Below are 14414 nucleotides of genomic sequence, written 5' to 3' on the forward strand. Positions count from 1 at the left end.
TGACGGTGGAAGACCGCCTGCTCGCGATCCGCATGGCGGTGGCCGATCTCGAAGCCCAGGCGTTCGCCCACGACATCGCCCTCATCCGCGCCCTCGGCGGCGGCTTTATCGAAAAGAAGAAGTGAGAAACCTCATGTCCGACAGCACCGAAGGTCTCGCCGCCAAACGCAGGACGCTGTTCACCTGGCTCGGGCTCGCCGTTGCGGCGATCGCGATTGTCTGGGTCGCGTACTGGTTCTTCTTCGCCTCCAGCTATGTCTCGACCGACGACGCCTACGTCAATGTCTCCTCGGCCCAGGTGACGCCGCTGACCAACGGCCGCGTCATGGAGGTCAAGGTGCACGACAGCGAGCACGTCAACAAGGGCGACGTGCTGGTGGTGATCGATCCCGCCGATGCTGAGCTTCTCGTCGCCCAGGCGGAAGCAGGCTACGGCGCCACCGTGCGCAAGATCGGCACCTATTTCGCCCAGGCCACCGCCCGCCGCGCCGATTGCGCCCGCACCCGCCTCGACTTCGAGCGCCGCTCGGCGATTCGGAATACCGGCGCCATCTCGAACGAGGAATTCTCCGGCTACAAGGCTGCGTACGAAGCCAGTTGCGCCGCGCTGCAGGCCGCCGAGGCGCTGACCTCCAACACCGACATCGAGCATCATCCCGAAGTGCTGGCCGCCAAGGCGCAGCTCGACACCGCCAAGCTCAACCTGTCGCGCACCATGATCACCGCGCCGGTCACCGGCATAGTCGCCCAGCGCAACGTCCAGGTCGGCCAGATGGTCGGCGCCGGACGCCCGATCATGGCGGTGGTGCCGATCCAGGACGTCTATGTCGATGCCAATTTCAAGGAAGACCAGCTCGCCAAGGTGCATCCCGGCCAGGCGGTGACGCTGACCAGCGACCTCTACGGCTCGGCGGTGAAGTTTCACGGCACGGTCGCCGGGCTCGGCGGCGGTACCGGTGCGGCGTTCGCCATCATTCCGGCCCAGAACGCCACCGGCAACTGGATCAAGGTGGTGCAGCGCATTCCGGTCCGCATCAGTCTCGACGCCGCCGAACTCAAGGACCATCCCTTGCGCGTCGGCCTGTCGATGAAGGCCACCATCGACATCTCGAAGTAGTCGGCTATGAGCCTGGTCGACGACACGCAGGACAAAGCCCACGCCCACGGCCTGACGCTGGCGCTGGTGGTGATCGTGCTGGCGATGGCGAATTTCCTCGCCATTCTCGACCTCACCATCGTCAATGTGCTGGTGCCGCAGATCGCCGGCAGCCTCGCGGTGTCGAGTGCCGACGGCACCTGGGTCATCACGTCGTACGCGGTCGCCGAAGCGATCATGGTGCCGCTGACCGGCTGGCTGGCGGAGCGTTTCGGACCGGTCAAGGTGTTCGTGCTCTGCATCGCCGGATTCGGCGTCATGAGCGTCGCCTGCGGTCTCGCCACCAGCCTGCCGATGCTGATCGTGTTCCGCATCATGCTCGGCATCTGCGGCGGCCCGCTGATCCCGTTGTCGCAAACCCTGCTGCTGACGGTGGTTCCCACCAAGCACGAAATGCCGGCGCTGGCGGTGTGGTCGATGACGACCATTCTCGCCCCCGTCGCCGGTCCCGCGCTCGGCGGCATCATCGCCGATCAGTGGAGCTGGCAATGGGCGTTCCATTTCAAGATCGCGTTCGCGATCCCGCTGGCGGCGCTGGCCTGGTACGTGCTGCGCGACCACGAAATGCCGACCAAGAAGGCGCGGGTCGATTTCGTCGGCCTCGGACTTCTGATCCTGTGGGTCGGGGCGTTGCAGATCATGCTCGGCAACGGTCAGAATCTCGATTGGTTCAACAACAATTTCATCGTCGCGCTGCTGATCGTCACCGTCCTCGGTTTCATCGCCTTCGTGATCTGGGAGCTGACCGACAAGACGCCGATCGTGAACCTGCGCATCTTCACCAACCGCTCGTTCTCGGTGTCGATGCTGGTGATCGCGATGTCCTTCGGCGCGCTGTTCGGGGCGGTGGTGCTGGTTCCGCTGTGGCTGCAGAACATCATGGGCTACACCGCAACGCTGGCCGGCTACAACACCGCCTTCGCCGGGCTGGTTTCGGTGTTCGTGGCGCCGATCACCACCAAGCTGATGACCAAATACGATCACCGCCTCCTGGTGATGATCGGGCTGCTGTTCTGCGCCGCCTCGTCGCTGGTACGCGTGTTCTATACCCTCGACATGACCTTCGAGCAGTTGTTGTGGCCCCAGGTGCTGCAAGGCATCAGCTTTCCCTTGATCCTGATCCCGCTGATGGACATGTCGGTCAGTTCCCTGCCGGCCAAGGACACCGCCTCGGGCGCCGGCCAGTTCAATTTCATCCGGACGCTGTCGAGCGCCATCGCCACCGCTCTGGTGGTCGCGGTGTGGGAAAATTCCATCAAGTTCAGCAAGGCGGTGCTGGCCGGCACGGTGCAGCACGGCCAGGACATGCTGACCATGATGCAGGCGGGCGGCTTCACCGAGGGCCGGGCGCGCGGCCTGTTCGATATGGCGGTGCTGCAGCAGGCCGCCCAGCTCGGCACCAACCAGACCTTCCTCGAAATCGGCATCATGCTGCTGGTGACCGCAGCCGTGGTCTGGATCGCCCCCAAACCGCCGCGTCACGCCAACGGCAAAGCCAACAGCAAGCCGCCGGCAGGACACTGAGCGCCCCGCCGTGATATAAAGCGGGCATGTACGAGATCCTGAACGCGTTCGTCGCGCGCCCCGCCCCGTTTTCCGCTTACACCGCGCACGATCTGTGGACCGACGAGCACGTCTCGCAGCGGATGCTGCAGCACCATCTCGACCCCGCCTCCGACCTCGCCTCGCGCCGCCCGGAGGCGATCGACGCGCTGGTGAAATGGCTGGAGACCCGTCTCGGCCTCGCCGGCCGGCAGGTGACCGATCTCGGTTGCGGCCCCGGCCTCTATGCCGAGCGCATGGCGATGCATGGGGCCCGCGTCACCGGCATCGATTTCTCGGCGCGGGCACTGCTGCACGGGCGCTGGCAGGCGGCGGCCAAGAAGCTCGCGATCGAATACCGCCTCGCCGATTATCTCGCCGACGCGTTGCCTGAGGGCCAGAACCTCGTCACCCTGATCTATGGCGACTATTGCGTGCTGTCGCCGGCGCAGCGGGCAAGCCTATTGAAGCGCGTCAAGGCGATGCTGAAGCCGGGCGGGCATTTCGTCTTCGACGTGTTCTCGCGGCCGCAGTTCGGACAGGTGGAAGAAGGCTTCTGGTGCGAGCGCCGGCTGATGGACGGCTTCTGGGCCGAAGGCGATTATTTCGGCTTCAAGGTCACCCACCGCTACAACGAGGCGTGGCTGGCGCTCGAGCGCTATCTGATCATCGAACCGGCGCGCCGCCGCGAGATTTTCAACTGGATGCAGTATTTCGCGCCCGAGGAAATCGAAGCCGAACTGAAGGCCGCCGGACTCGACCTGGCGGAGATTTTCGACCTCTCCAGCGGCGGCAAATGGATCGCGAAGTCAGCCCCGTTCGGCGTGCTGGCGCGGAAGAAATAATCGGTTGTCATTCCCGGCCGAAGCCGCGCAGCGGCGAAGGGGAAGGGAACCCAGGTTTTCAAACGTGCACCTTGCTTGTGATCAGGGCGCACTGCCCCCTCGTCTTAATTCATTCGCCGGATATACCTGGGTCCCCTTCCCTTCGCATCCGCGCTTCGCGCGCCTGCTCAGCCGGGGATGACAAATCTTTTCACACTGCCACCGCGTGCACGGCTTTCGAATTGGCGAGATAGGTGTCGAACACCGAGGCCACCAGACGCACCGCGGCGCGCGAGGCGGCCGGGACGCGCAGCCGCGTGCCCTCGCACAACACCAGCCCTGCGGCGATCAGCGGGCCGAGTGCTTCCATCTCGCGCGGGAAGTCGCCCACCGTTTTGCCGAACGCGCCGAGATCGACTTCGAGGAAGCACATCAGTTTTTCGATGATGGCGCGGCGCAGCGTGTCGTCGGCCGAGAGCGCAATCCCGCGCGCCACCGGCAGCTCACCGGCCTCGATCGACTTGCGCCATTCCGGCACCTCGGGCTTGTTCTGCAGGTAACCTTGCGGCAGTGCGCTGATGGAAGAAGCGCCCAAGCCGATCAAAGCCGGCGCATCATCGGAGGTATAACCCTGGAAATTGCGCGCCAGGGTGCCGTTGTTGGCCGCGATGGCGAGGCTGTCATCGGGCAGCGCGAAATGATCGAGGCCGATGGCGGCATAGCCGGCCGCGGAAATCAAACTGTGCGCCAGCTCGAACTGCGCCAGGCGTTCCTCGGCATCGGGCAGCGCTTCGGTCTTGATCAGCTGCATGTGCTTCTTGAAATGCGGCACATGGGCGTAGCCGAACACGGCAAAGCGCTGCGGCTTCAACCGCAGCGCCAGTTCGATGGTGCGCGCGACGTTGGCGCGGCTCTGGTGCGGCAGGCCGTAGATGAGATCGATGTTGAGCGATTTCACGCCCGCCTGGCGCAGCGCGTTGACCACACGCTCGGTCTCGTCGAACGGCTGGATGCGGTTGATCGCCTTCTGCACGGTGTCGTCGAAATCCTGCACCCCGATGGAGGCCCGCGTCAGCCCGCATTCGCCGAGCGTCGCGATCAGCTCGTCCTTGAGTCCGCGCGGATCGATCTCCACCGCGAACTCGGCATCGGGCGCGAAGTCGAAATGGCGCGTCAACGTTCCCTTCAGCGCGCGCACATCGTCTGGCGTCAGCATGGTCGGCGAACCGCCGCCCCAATGCAGGTGCGTCACCGGATGGCCGGCGAGCAGCGGCGCGATAGTGGCGATCTCGGTGAAGAGATTGTTGAGATACGACTGAACCGGCGAATAGCGATTCACCACGGTGGTGTGGCAGCCACAGAACCAGCACAGCGTGTCGCAAAACGGGATATGCACGTACAGCGACAAGGGCAGTCGCGGCGGCAACCCGGCAAGCCATTGACGGACTTCACTTTGCCCGATGCCGGCATGGAAATGGGGCGCCGTGGGATACGACGTGTAACGCGGCACTCGGGCGTTAAAGAGAGCGAGCTGGGTGTTCATTGCGGGCTACGGATCACTCGTAAACGGTTGCAAGATGCGATTTTGGCGACGCCGAGATGTCTGTCATAGCGCGTCGAAATCTTGACTTCCATTGTGTTTGGTGCATACTAATTCCCGCCTCGCTCGGATAGAGCAGATGAGGTGCAAGGACGGGCCCGCCCGCCGGGCCGGTCGGCCAAACGGCTTCGCGCCATGGCCTTGAATGGGGGCTGCCTTTAGCGACAGCCCCCGCACCTTTTCTAGGGCTATTCGTCATCGCCACGTCTGTCGTACCCGGTCGCGCGTTCGCGATCGAGTCTAGCCTAAAGCAGCCTCAAAGTCTCATCTTTTCCGGACTGCCCGTGATGCGACCCGCGGGCTCCGCCGGGTTCAGTCGCGCGTGGCCCCTCGCAGTGGCACGACGTGCGACGCAACCTTTCAACGACGGGCACGAGCCGCGATCGGTGTCGACGCAGAAATCGAAAGATGGAAGACAACAGCGCACCGGTCGTCGCTGCCGTTTCCATATCGTGCGCAACGCCTGCAGCTGCGGTGTCGCCGATTTTGCTGTCGGCTGGGCACGCAGGATTTCTTAGGCCAAGCCAGCACCACCCCCGCGATGGCTGGTCTTGGTTGTCGAGGGGCAGTTGCATTCACCCGTATCCGGCCGCAAGGCAGGCCCCCTGCGTGTCTGGCCCGTCCCTTGCCGCGACCTCCCCAATCCTGTATACGCCCGCGCCTCAGCGATTGCGGTCGCAAGAACCTGATTGGATTAGGAAATTTTTCTCATTTCAGCAGGTAAGCCGGATGGTCCGGCGTTCTTGAGAGCCAATGCGTTCAAGGGTTTAACCCGCCCCTGGCGCACCGCAGTCCAACAAGGGAACGGGACATGGCTCTTTACGAGCATCTCCTGATCGCGCGCCAGGACATCAGCGCGCAGGCGGTCGACGCCCTCGCAACCCACCTCAAAACCATCGTCGAAGGCGAAGGCGGCAAGGTCGAGAAGCAGGAATACTGGGGCCTTCGCGGCCTCGCCTACCGCATCAAGAAGAATCGCAAGGGGCATTATGTGCTCCTCAACATCAACGCCCCGGCCAAGGCCGTCATCGAGCTCGAGCGCCAGCTCAAGATCAACGAAGACGTGCTGCGCTTCCTCACCGTGAAGGTGGAAGCGTTCGAAGTGTCGACCAAGTCGCGCCGCGATGATCGCAGCGACAAGCCGGAAGGCGAAACCGTGAAAGAGGAGACCGCACAATGAGCTTTGGCGGACATTCCGGCGGCCATGGCGGCGGCGAACGTCGCGATCGCGGCGACCGCGAGGGCGGTCATGGCGGAGCGGGCGGCCAGCGTCGCCCCTTCTTCCGTCGCAAGAAGACTTGCCCGTTCTCCGGCGCCAACGCCCCGAAGATCGACTACAAGGACGTGAAGCTCTTGCAGCGCTTCATCTCCGAGCGCGGCAAGATCGTGCCGAGCCGCATCACTGCGGTGTCGACCAAGAAGCAGCGCCTGCTCGCGAACGCCATCAAGCGCGCGCGGTTCATGGCCCTGCTTCCGTACGTGATCGAGTAGGAGGGAACCCATGCAAGTCATCCTGCTCGAACGGGTCGAAAAACTCGGCCAGATGGGCGATGAAGTGAAGGTGAAGGACGGCTTCGCCCGCAACTTCCTGCTGCCCGAAAAGAAGGCCCTGCGCGCCACCAAGGCGAACCGGGAATTCTTCTCGACCCAGAAGGCCCAGCTCGAAGCCAACAACCTCGAACGCAAGAAGGACGCCGAGGCGGTTTCTTCGAAGCTGAAGGGTCAGATTTTCCCGCTGCTGCGTCAGGCCGGCGATCGTGGCCAGCTTTACGGCTCGGTATCCCCTCGCGACATCGCCGACGCCATCACCAAGGGCGGCTTCACCGTTGCCCGTGGCCAGGTGGCGCTCGACAAGCCGATCAAGGCCATCGGCCTGGTGCCGGTCAGCGTTGTCCTGCACCCGGAAGTCAAGGTCAGCGTGACGATCAACGTCGCGCGCAACGAGGACGAAGCCGAGCGCCAGGCGCGCGGTGAAGACGTCCTCGCCGAGAAGACCGAGGCCGAAGAAGCCGTGGTCGCCGCCGAAGAGCTGTTCGAAGAAGGCGTCGCGCCCGACGAAGAAGTCGAAGAAGAAGCGCCCGTCGAAGAGTAATTCGCCGGACGTCAAGAATAAGAAAGGCCCGGAGCGATCCGGGCCTTTTTTCATTCCGCCGCGATCTGGGTCGGCAGCGAGCCGATGCGCTTGATGTGCCGGGTGCCCCATTCGCACAGCGGACGGGTTGCCACCGCGAGTTCGCCGCCGAACGCGGTCAGGCTGTATTCGACCCGCGGCGGCACCTCCTTGAAATCGCGCCGCGCCACGATGCCATCGAGTTCCAGCTCCTTCAGCTCCTGGATCAGCATCTTCTCGCTGATGCCGGCGACGGCGCGCCGGAGCTCGCCGAAGCGCTTGGTGCCCTGGTTCGCCAGCGTCCACAGGATGAGGAATTTCCATTTGCCGCCGATCACCGCGAGCGCCGCTTCCAGTCCGCAGCTGTAGGTTTTCTTGCGCTTGCGCATGCCGCACCCACCAAAAAGTTCGTGTCCGCGCGTGGTACCAACCAAAAGGTAGGTACTGGCAGAGCCGTTTTGTACCCCCCACATGGAGTGTCATGCAACGGGAAACGCGAAAGGCACCCCCTCATGTCCGGCAAGTTGGAAGGCAAAGTCGCAGTCGTCACCGGTGGTTCGACCGGTATCGGGCTCGCTACCGCCAAGGAATTCGTTGACCAGGGCGCCTATGTTTTCATCACCGGCCGGCGCGCCGGCGAACTCGACAAGGCCGCCAAATTCATCGGCCGCAACGTGACGGCTGTCCAGGGCGACGTCGCCAAACTGGAAGACCTCGACCGGCTTTATCAAACCGTGAAGCGCGAAAAGGGCCGCGTCGACGTTCTCGTCGCCAACGCCGGCATCGGCGAATTCAAAGCGACCGCCGAGGCGACGCCGGATCATTTCGACAAGATCTTCAACGTCAATGTCCGCGGCGTATTCTTCACCGTGCAGAAGGCACTGCCGCTGCTCAGCGACGGCGCTACCATCGTGCTGACCGCGTCCAATGCGCAGTATCTCGGCATTGCCGGCTTTGCCGCCTATTCGGCGACCAAGGCCGCGGTGCGCACCTTGGCCCGCAGTTGGGCCGCCGAGTTCAAGGACCGCGGCATCCGCGTCAACACGCTCAGCCCGGGTCCCATCGACACCCCGATCTTTGACGGCATTTCGCCCGATCCCAAGGTCGTCGAAGCCGCCAAAGCCCAATTCGTCGCGCAAGTGCCGCTGGGCCGCATCGGCCAGCCGGAGGAGATGGCCAAGGCGATGGTGTTTCTGGCGTCCGATGATTCCAGCTTTGTCACCGGCAGCGACCTCGTCGCCGACGGCGGCTTTTCCCAGCTCTGACGCTATCAGCGCGGATGTAACGCCCCCCCTCCCCATCCGCGCCGAGCCCTCCGGAGCAATCCGGAGGGCTTTTTATCACCCGCCGACCGCGACGCCGACCAGTTTGCCGAGGGCGAAGGTGATGGCGGCGGCGCCGTAACCGAAGGCCAGCGAACGCAGCGCCAAACGCACCATCGAGCCGCCGGTGAAGAGGGCCGTCGCACCGCCGATCGCCATCAGCGCCAGGCCCGACACGCCGAGGCTGGCGATCACCGCGTTGGGGCCCGATACCCCGAACACCAGCGGCAGGATCGGGAAGATCGCGCCCGCCGCGAACAGGCCGAACGAGGTCGCCGCCGCCGTCCATGGCGAGCCGCCAAGTTCGCCCGGATCGATGCCGAGTTCCTCGCGTGCCAAAGTGTCGAGCGCGGAATCCTTGTTGGTGATGAGCTGGCGCGCCATGGTGCGGGCGGTTGCTTCCGGCAGGCCCTTGGCCTGATAGATCAGCGCCAGTTCTTCCATTTCCTCTTCCGGCGCTTCGGCGAGTTCCTGGGCTTCGGCGGCGATCTGGCGTTCAAAGCTTTCGCGCGCGGTGGCAACCGACAGCCATTCGCCCATCGCCATCGAACAGGCGCCCGCGGCCAGTCCGGCCAAGCCCGTCATCAGCACAACACGGCTGTCGGAAACCGCGCCGGCAACGCCCATCACCAAACTCATATTGGAGACCAGCCCGTCGTTGGCGCCCAACACCGCCGCGCGCAAGGCATTGCCGCCGAGCCCGCGATGACGTCCTTCCAATCGCGCCAGCGTGCCGCTTGCGAGCGTGCCCGGCTTCTCGCCCGCCAGCGCGTTGATGATGCGGGCGTGGCTGCGTTCCGCGGCGGGCAATCCGCCGGCAACCGCTTCGCTCTGGCCGTCATAGGCGCCGGAATCCATCCGCTCTTGCGCGTTGATGGTGGGCAGCACCATGCCCGGCCCGAAGCGGCGCGCGATGAAGGCGAGGATGCGGCTGCGCAGCGACGGCTTCAGGGTCGGGGCGGCATGGCCGAGCTTGACCAGTTCGCGCGCCCAGAAGGCGGCGTGCTCGTCTTCGACATCGGCGAGCTTGCGATAAATCCCGGCGAGTTGCGGATTCGGTTCGGCATCGGCCAGCGCGCGATAAAGGGCGGCGGAATCGACTTCGCCCTGGATATTGGCGGTGTAGCGGCTTTGCGGATTGAGTTCGGCCATGACGATCCTTCCCGCCGGGACCCTACCCGCTTTCACCAAAAAGGAAAGCGCGTGTGCTAAAACCGGCGCCATGAAACTCGCGGTCTTGTCCGATATCCACGGCAATCTCGGCGCGCTTGAGGCGGTGCTGGCCGACATCGCGGCCCGCAAAATCAGCAGCATCGTCAACCTCGGCGATATCCTGTCGGGACCGCTTCAGCCGGCCGAAACCGCGGACCGCTTGATGGCACTTGGCCTGCCGACCATACGCGGCAATCACGAACGCCAGTTGCTCGAGGATCGCGATGAAATGGGCGCCTCGGACCGCTTTGCCGTCGGCGCGTTGACGGAGCGTCATTTGGCGTGGGTGGCGTCGCTGCCGCCGACGCTGATCCTCGACGACGTATTTCTCTGCCACGGCCGCCCCGCCGACGACATGCGCTATCTGCTCGAAACCGTCGAACCGTCCGGCGCCCGCGCCGCCACGCCCGAGGAAGCCGCCGAGCGCGTCGCGAACATCGCCGCGCCGCTGATCCTGTGCGGCCACTCGCATTTGCCGCGCGTTCTGCGTCTCAGCGACGGACGGCTGCTGGTCAATCCGGGCAGCGTCGGCCTGCCGGCCTACGGTTGGGATTGGCCGCACGACCACAAGATGGAAGCCGGCAGCCCGCACGCGCGCTACGCCGTGATTGAACGCACCGACGCGGGCTTCGCTGCCGAGATCGTGCCGGTCGGCTACGATTGGGATCACGCCGCCGCGCTGGCCGCAACCCACGGCCGCCCCGACTGGGCCGTAGCGCTGAAAACCGGACGGGCATAATTTGTGGTAGTGTGGGAGTGGAAGGGGCACATGTGCAGAATTCTTTTTGCCTTGATAATTGCGGCGTCGGTCGCGTCGGCCGATGCCAAGCCGGCGAAACCGGAAGCGGCGCCGGAAGCCGCGGCAATCACCCATGCCGGTGATATCTGCAAAGCCACCGGCGGCTTCGGGCGCGTGTTCGGGCGCGGCTACGGCCACGTCGACACCACCGCCGACGACGAGTGGGCACCGTTCGAGCGGCTCACCATCGAAGCCGGCCGCATCACTGCCGAGGCCTCGTTCAACGGCTCCGGCGACAGCCTGGAAAACGACGTCGCCAACGCCGAGAAATTTCTCAAAGCCCTCGATCATGCCGTGACCGCTAAGGGCCATTTCCCGCATCGCGACGCCAGCGGCAACACCATCCGCTTCGCGAACGGCAAACAGGCGGGGTCCGGCGTCACGCTCGTGTTGCGCCAGGAACAGGAATTGATCGTCGCGCTGTGTTCGGGAGGATGACATGCGCTGGCTCGCGCTCGCCCTTGTCGCGTTGACCGCCGCCGCGAGCGCCAACTCGCCGGAGCCGTCGCGCGAAACCATCGCCGCGGTCGCCAACACCTGCACGGCCGATGGCGCCTTCGGCTTTCGCTTCGGCCAGAAGAACGTGAGTGTGGCGGGTTGGGCCGGCATCGCGCCGTTCGGTGTCGACAACTGGTCGGAAGGCCGCGACGGGCTTTACGAAATCACCGCCGCCGCCTCGTTCGCGCGCGCGCCGATGTCGGAGGAAGATCGCGGCTTCCTCGCCGGCTGGGTGTTCAAGCAACTCGTCGACGCGATCACCGCGCGCAAATTCGCCCGTCGCCAGGATCGCCTGCAAGGCGTCGCCTTCATCGCCGACCGCTTCGTGTTCGACATCGCCCGCGACGGCACCACAGTACGCCTCACCTGCACCGACATCGCCCGCAAGAAAGCCGCGCGCGAAGACGCACGCACGTTGCGATAACACCTCTCCCCTTGTGGGATAGGGATTGGTGGTCACCCCTTCGGCTCGATCAAATCCCAGCGGTTGCCGTACAAATCCTCGAACACCGCGACCGTGCCATAACCCTCGTACCGCGGCGGCTCGATGAAACGCACGCCCGCCGCCGCGAACGCCGCGTGATCGCGGGCGAAATCGTCGGTCTGCAAAAACAGGAACACCCGCCCGCCGCCTTGGCGGCCAATGTGGTCCGCCTGTTCGCCGGTCGCCTTCGCCAGCAACAGCCGCACGCCGCCGCCATCGGGTTCGACCAGCACCCAGCGCTTGCCGCCGCCGAGATTGCTATCGTGCACGAGGCGGAACGACAGCGCCCGCGTGAACCAGGCGACGGCTTCGTCGTAATCGCGCACCAGATAGGTGAAATGGGTGATCTTCATGCCGTGGCGAACGCCACCGCGTCCGCACTCCTTGCTTTTGCCGCTTCGCTCATATGCGAAAGCGCCTCACCGAGGAAGGCGCGCTTGGCGTCGTCGCTGGCGAAGAAATGATCCGGCGCGAACCAGGGATCGGACTGCACCATGAAAATCCAATAGCCCTTGGCGTAGAACAGTTCCGACACCGCCGGCCATTGGGCGCTCATGCGCACCTCGCCGATCTCATAGACCAAGGTCTCCGGCGACATTTCGAACTGAACCGGCAGATCGAGCAGCATCCCGGTGGCGGTCGGGCGGCCGCGGATGCGCCGGACCATCAGCACCTTCGACCAGCGGTGGTAGATCGCCATGCCGGTCAGGGCCCCGGCCAGCCAGCCGATCGCGGGGCTGACGGCGACCAGCGATGCCAGCCCCATGCCCGCCGCCCCCAATCCCAGCACCAGCGCCAGAATCAATATCCAGAACCAGCCCGTGCCGCCGCGCTGGCGCCGGGCGGTGGCGGCACAGGTCTGCTGGGCTTCGCCGATCCGGATCGTGCCGCTGATGCTGGTCATGGTTTCCCCCTTGCCGGCGGGCACTTTGCCTCAGGGGATGGCAATTGGGAATCCGCTCCCCATATCGAAAAAGGCGCCCGCGCCGACAGGATCGGGCTTCTAACGCGTTGCAATCGCAACAAACAACCCACAGCCCTGCTTAGAACGCTTCGAATTCGGTTCCGGCCGCTGTGACCGCCCTCGTTCTGCCATCGCTGAGCGGTTATAGTGCACCGCACAATTCTGGAGCCATTCTAATGTCGGCCATCGTCCAGACCAAGCGCATCAGCGTTCCGCAAATCATCGCCAAGAAAGCCGCGCACCAGCCGGTCGTGTGCCTGACCTGCTACCACGCCCACACCGCGCGCCTGCTCGACGAGCATGTCGATTTGATGCTGGTCGGCGACAGCCTCGGCAACGTCATTCACGGCCTGGAAAATTCGCTCGGCGTGACGCTGGAAATGATGATCCTGCATGGCCAGGCGGTGATGCGCGGCGCCGAGAAGGCGCTGGTGGTGGTCGATCTGCCGTTCGGCACCTATGAGGAGAGCCCGCAGGTGGCGTTCCGCAATGCCGCCCGGGTGCTGCAGGAGACCGGCTGCCAGGCGGTGAAACTGGAAGGCGGCCAGTCGATGGCCGAGACGATTCACTATCTGACGCAGCGCGGCATCCCGGTGATGGCCCATATCGGCCTCACCCCGCAGCGGGTGCAGATTTTCGGCGGCTTCAAGACCCAAGGCCGCACCGAGGCCGAATGGCCGGCGATCGAGGCCGATGCCCGCGCCGTCGCCGAGGCTGGCGCCTTTGCCATCACCCTGGAAGCCATGGCGGAGCCGCTGGCCGCCAAGATCACCCGCCAAGTGGCTGTTCCGACCATCGGAATCGGCGCCTCGGCGGAGTGCGACGGGCAGATTCTGGTGATGGAAGACATGCTTGGGCTCAACCCCAAGCCGCCCAAGTTCGTCCGCACCTATGCCAACCTGGGGGCCGAGATCGAGGCCGCCGTGCAGGCCTACGCCGCCGACGTTCGCGCCCGCACCTTCCCGGGAACGGAAAACGTCTACCAGATGAAAAATACCGGCTGAAAACTCTTTCCTCCCCCGTCCTTCACGGGAGAGGTGGATCGCGGCGGCGCCGCGAGACGGAAGGGGCCCTTTGCCGCGGGCCAATCGTAACCCTGCCGGCCCAAGCCGCTTTTCCCGGCGGATAAAATATCGTCAAGTTGCGGAATTCCGGCGCAAAGGCTAATTACCGCGCCCGGTCAATATCTTGTTCGCGACTCCCCGAAAGGAATTTCCCGTGTCCGACATCTTCCGCGAAGTCGAGGAGGAAGTCCGCCAAGAGCGGCTCCAGAAGTGGTGGAAGAAATACGGCAACTACGTCGTTGCCGGCGTCTCGGTGATCGTCATCGCCGTGGCGGGCTGGAAGCTGTGGGAGCGCTACGATCAGCAGGAGCGCCTGAAGGCGTCGGCGTCGATGGAAAGCGCGGCCCAGATTGCGGCGGCAGGCCAGGACGATCTGGCGGCGGATGCCTATGGCAAGATCGCCAAGAAGGCGCCGTCGGGCTACGCGCTGGTCGCCCAGCTCAATCAGGCCGACGAACTGCTCGCCTCGGGCCGCGTCAACGATGCGGTCGCGATCTACATGAAGGTCGCCGACAACGACAAAGCCGGGCTCGGCCAGGTCGCGCGGATGCGTGCCGCCTGGGCCCAGGGCGACAAGCTGCCGACCGCCGATCTGAAGACGCTTTTGGCGCCGCTCAACGACGGCAAGTCGAAGTGGCGCTTCATGGCGCGCGAGCTCATCGCCTACCGCGCCTTGCGCGACGGCCAGGGTGGCGATGCGTTGAAGGAATATACCGCCCTCGCCGCCGACACCGACGCGCCCAATTCGCTGCGCCAGCGCGCCGAGGCGATGGCAACGCTCATCCGCACCAGCGGTGGCAAGGACTACGGCAAGGTTCCTGAACCGCCGAAACCGGATC

At 64.7% G+C, this 14414-nt stretch carries 17 protein-coding genes; 12 read left to right on the forward strand and 5 right to left on the reverse strand.

The features are described 5' to 3' along the window. Positions 1-133: 133 nt before the first annotated feature. Genes AC1P6P_RS09965 through AC1P6P_RS09975 form a run of 3 tightly spaced genes read left to right on the forward strand, consistent with a single transcriptional unit; the run spans position 134 to position 3543 of the window. Positions 134-1117 (forward strand): EmrA/EmrK family multidrug efflux transporter periplasmic adaptor subunit, encoded by a 984-nt coding sequence (locus AC1P6P_RS09965; protein ID WP_481402290.1) that lies wholly within the window; start codon positions 134-136, stop codon positions 1115-1117. 6 nt (positions 1118-1123) lie between these two features. Beyond that, positions 1124-2680 carry a DHA2 family efflux MFS transporter permease subunit gene (locus tag AC1P6P_RS09970; protein WP_481402291.1) on the forward strand — a complete coding sequence of 519 codons (1557 nt, stop codon included), beginning with the start codon at positions 1124-1126 and terminating at the stop codon, positions 2678-2680. A 26-nt stretch (positions 2681-2706) separates the two neighbouring features. After that, positions 2707-3543 (forward strand): class I SAM-dependent methyltransferase, encoded by an 837-nt coding sequence (locus AC1P6P_RS09975; protein WP_481402292.1) that lies wholly within the window; start codon positions 2707-2709, stop codon positions 3541-3543. A 190-nt stretch (positions 3544-3733) separates the two neighbouring features. Here the strand turns inward: AC1P6P_RS09975 and hemN are convergent, their stop codons facing one another. Further along, positions 3734-5065: an oxygen-independent coproporphyrinogen III oxidase gene (gene hemN / locus AC1P6P_RS09980; protein WP_481402293.1), complete on the reverse strand. Its 1332-nt coding sequence runs from the start codon at positions 5063-5065 to the stop codon at positions 3734-3736. Positions 5066-5933: 868 nt separating this feature from the next. Here hemN and rpsF point away from each other — a divergent pair. The 3 genes from rpsF to rplI are packed head-to-tail and all read left to right on the forward strand — an operon-like array spanning position 5934 to position 7214. Then, on the forward strand, positions 5934-6302 hold the full coding sequence (gene rpsF / locus AC1P6P_RS09985) for a 30S ribosomal protein S6 (RefSeq protein ID WP_481402294.1): 369 nt from the start codon (positions 5934-5936) through the stop codon (positions 6300-6302). Beyond that, a complete protein-coding gene (rpsR, locus tag AC1P6P_RS09990) occupies positions 6299-6613 on the forward strand; it encodes a 30S ribosomal protein S18 (protein ID WP_481402295.1) in 315 nt (104 codons plus the stop codon). The genes rpsF and rpsR overlap by 4 nt, the downstream gene beginning before the upstream one ends. A 10-nt stretch (positions 6614-6623) precedes the next feature. After that, positions 6624-7214: a 50S ribosomal protein L9 gene (gene rplI / locus AC1P6P_RS09995; RefSeq protein ID WP_481402296.1), complete on the forward strand. Its 591-nt coding sequence runs from the start codon at positions 6624-6626 to the stop codon at positions 7212-7214. A gap of 50 nt (positions 7215-7264) precedes the next feature. Here the strand turns inward: rplI and AC1P6P_RS10000 are convergent, their stop codons facing one another. Beyond that, positions 7265-7621 (reverse strand): winged helix-turn-helix transcriptional regulator, encoded by a 357-nt coding sequence (locus tag AC1P6P_RS10000; protein ID WP_481402297.1) that lies wholly within the window; start codon positions 7619-7621, stop codon positions 7265-7267. 123 nt (positions 7622-7744) lie between these two features. Between AC1P6P_RS10000 and AC1P6P_RS10005 the strand changes: the two genes are divergently transcribed. Next, positions 7745-8497 (forward strand): SDR family NAD(P)-dependent oxidoreductase, encoded by a 753-nt coding sequence (locus AC1P6P_RS10005; protein WP_481402298.1) that lies wholly within the window; start codon positions 7745-7747, stop codon positions 8495-8497. 75 nt (positions 8498-8572) lie between these two features. Here the strand turns inward: AC1P6P_RS10005 and AC1P6P_RS10010 are convergent, their stop codons facing one another. Continuing rightward, a complete protein-coding gene (locus AC1P6P_RS10010) occupies positions 8573-9706 on the reverse strand; it encodes a VIT1/CCC1 transporter family protein (protein ID WP_481402299.1) in 1134 nt (377 codons plus the stop codon). 70 nt (positions 9707-9776) lie between these two features. Between AC1P6P_RS10010 and AC1P6P_RS10015 the strand changes: the two genes are divergently transcribed. From AC1P6P_RS10015 to AC1P6P_RS10025, 3 genes are read left to right on the forward strand one after another with little or no spacing between them, the layout of a single operon-like run. Next, positions 9777-10505 carry a metallophosphoesterase family protein gene (locus AC1P6P_RS10015; protein ID WP_481402300.1) on the forward strand — a complete coding sequence of 243 codons (729 nt, stop codon included), beginning with the start codon at positions 9777-9779 and terminating at the stop codon, positions 10503-10505. A gap of 30 nt (positions 10506-10535) precedes the next feature. Then, positions 10536-11003 carry a hypothetical protein gene (locus AC1P6P_RS10020; RefSeq protein ID WP_481402301.1) on the forward strand — a complete coding sequence of 156 codons (468 nt, stop codon included), beginning with the start codon at positions 10536-10538 and terminating at the stop codon, positions 11001-11003. A 1-nt stretch (position 11004) separates the two neighbouring features. Next, positions 11005-11487, forward strand: a complete 483-nt coding sequence (locus AC1P6P_RS10025; RefSeq protein WP_481402302.1) for a hypothetical protein — start codon at positions 11005-11007, stop codon at positions 11485-11487. A 32-nt stretch (positions 11488-11519) separates the two neighbouring features. Here AC1P6P_RS10025 and AC1P6P_RS10030 read toward each other — a convergent pair whose 3' ends face one another. Together AC1P6P_RS10030 and AC1P6P_RS10035 are read right to left on the reverse strand one after the other, a co-directional pair. Further along, entirely contained in the window at positions 11520-11900 is a 381-nt protein-coding gene (locus AC1P6P_RS10030) for a VOC family protein (protein ID WP_481402303.1), read from the reverse strand. Next, positions 11897-12451, reverse strand: a complete 555-nt coding sequence (locus tag AC1P6P_RS10035) for a hypothetical protein (protein ID WP_481402304.1) — start codon at positions 12449-12451, stop codon at positions 11897-11899. Before AC1P6P_RS10035 ends, AC1P6P_RS10030 begins: the two co-directional genes overlap by 4 nt. A gap of 236 nt (positions 12452-12687) precedes the next feature. On the opposite strand from AC1P6P_RS10035, the gene panB reads away from it, so the two are divergent. Both panB and AC1P6P_RS10045 read left to right on the forward strand, forming a co-directional pair. Continuing rightward, complete coding sequence (gene panB / locus AC1P6P_RS10040; protein WP_481402305.1) at positions 12688-13515, forward strand: 3-methyl-2-oxobutanoate hydroxymethyltransferase; 828 nt, start codon at positions 12688-12690, stop codon at positions 13513-13515. A 214-nt stretch (positions 13516-13729) separates the two neighbouring features. Beyond that, on the forward strand, positions 13730-14414 hold a 685-nt coding region (locus AC1P6P_RS10045; RefSeq protein ID WP_481402306.1), incomplete at its 3' end, for a tetratricopeptide repeat protein.

The organism is Rhizomicrobium sp. (assembly GCF_056722145.1).

Bases quoted from the DNA above. Each gene is read 5' to 3' on its own strand.
- rplI (WP_481402296.1), top strand. From the start codon at position 6,624: ATGCAAGTCATCCTGCTCGAACGGGTCGAAAAACTCGGCCAGATGGGC.
- rpsR (WP_481402295.1), top strand. From the start codon at position 6,299: ATGAGCTTTGGCGGACATTCCGGCGGCCATGGCGGCGGCGAACGTCGC.
- AC1P6P_RS10000 (WP_481402297.1), bottom strand. From the start codon at position 7,621: ATGCGCAAGCGCAAGAAAACCTACAGCTGCGGACTGGAAGCGGCGCTC.
- hemN (WP_481402293.1), bottom strand. From the start codon at position 5,065: ATGAACACCCAGCTCGCTCTCTTTAACGCCCGAGTGCCGCGTTACACG.
- AC1P6P_RS09965 (WP_481402290.1), top strand. From the start codon at position 134: ATGTCCGACAGCACCGAAGGTCTCGCCGCCAAACGCAGGACGCTGTTC.
- AC1P6P_RS10025 (WP_481402302.1), top strand. From the start codon at position 11,005: ATGCGCTGGCTCGCGCTCGCCCTTGTCGCGTTGACCGCCGCCGCGAGC.
- AC1P6P_RS10015 (WP_481402300.1), top strand. From the start codon at position 9,777: ATGAAACTCGCGGTCTTGTCCGATATCCACGGCAATCTCGGCGCGCTT.
- AC1P6P_RS10035 (WP_481402304.1), bottom strand. From the start codon at position 12,451: ATGACCAGCATCAGCGGCACGATCCGGATCGGCGAAGCCCAGCAGACC.
- AC1P6P_RS10030 (WP_481402303.1), bottom strand. From the start codon at position 11,900: ATGAAGATCACCCATTTCACCTATCTGGTGCGCGATTACGACGAAGCC.
- panB (WP_481402305.1), top strand. From the start codon at position 12,688: ATGTCGGCCATCGTCCAGACCAAGCGCATCAGCGTTCCGCAAATCATC.
- AC1P6P_RS09975 (WP_481402292.1), top strand. From the start codon at position 2,707: ATGTACGAGATCCTGAACGCGTTCGTCGCGCGCCCCGCCCCGTTTTCC.
- AC1P6P_RS10020 (WP_481402301.1), top strand. From the start codon at position 10,536: ATGTGCAGAATTCTTTTTGCCTTGATAATTGCGGCGTCGGTCGCGTCG.
- rpsF (WP_481402294.1), top strand. From the start codon at position 5,934: ATGGCTCTTTACGAGCATCTCCTGATCGCGCGCCAGGACATCAGCGCG.
- AC1P6P_RS10005 (WP_481402298.1), top strand. From the start codon at position 7,745: ATGTCCGGCAAGTTGGAAGGCAAAGTCGCAGTCGTCACCGGTGGTTCG.
- AC1P6P_RS09970 (WP_481402291.1), top strand. From the start codon at position 1,124: ATGAGCCTGGTCGACGACACGCAGGACAAAGCCCACGCCCACGGCCTG.
- AC1P6P_RS10010 (WP_481402299.1), bottom strand. From the start codon at position 9,706: ATGGCCGAACTCAATCCGCAAAGCCGCTACACCGCCAATATCCAGGGC.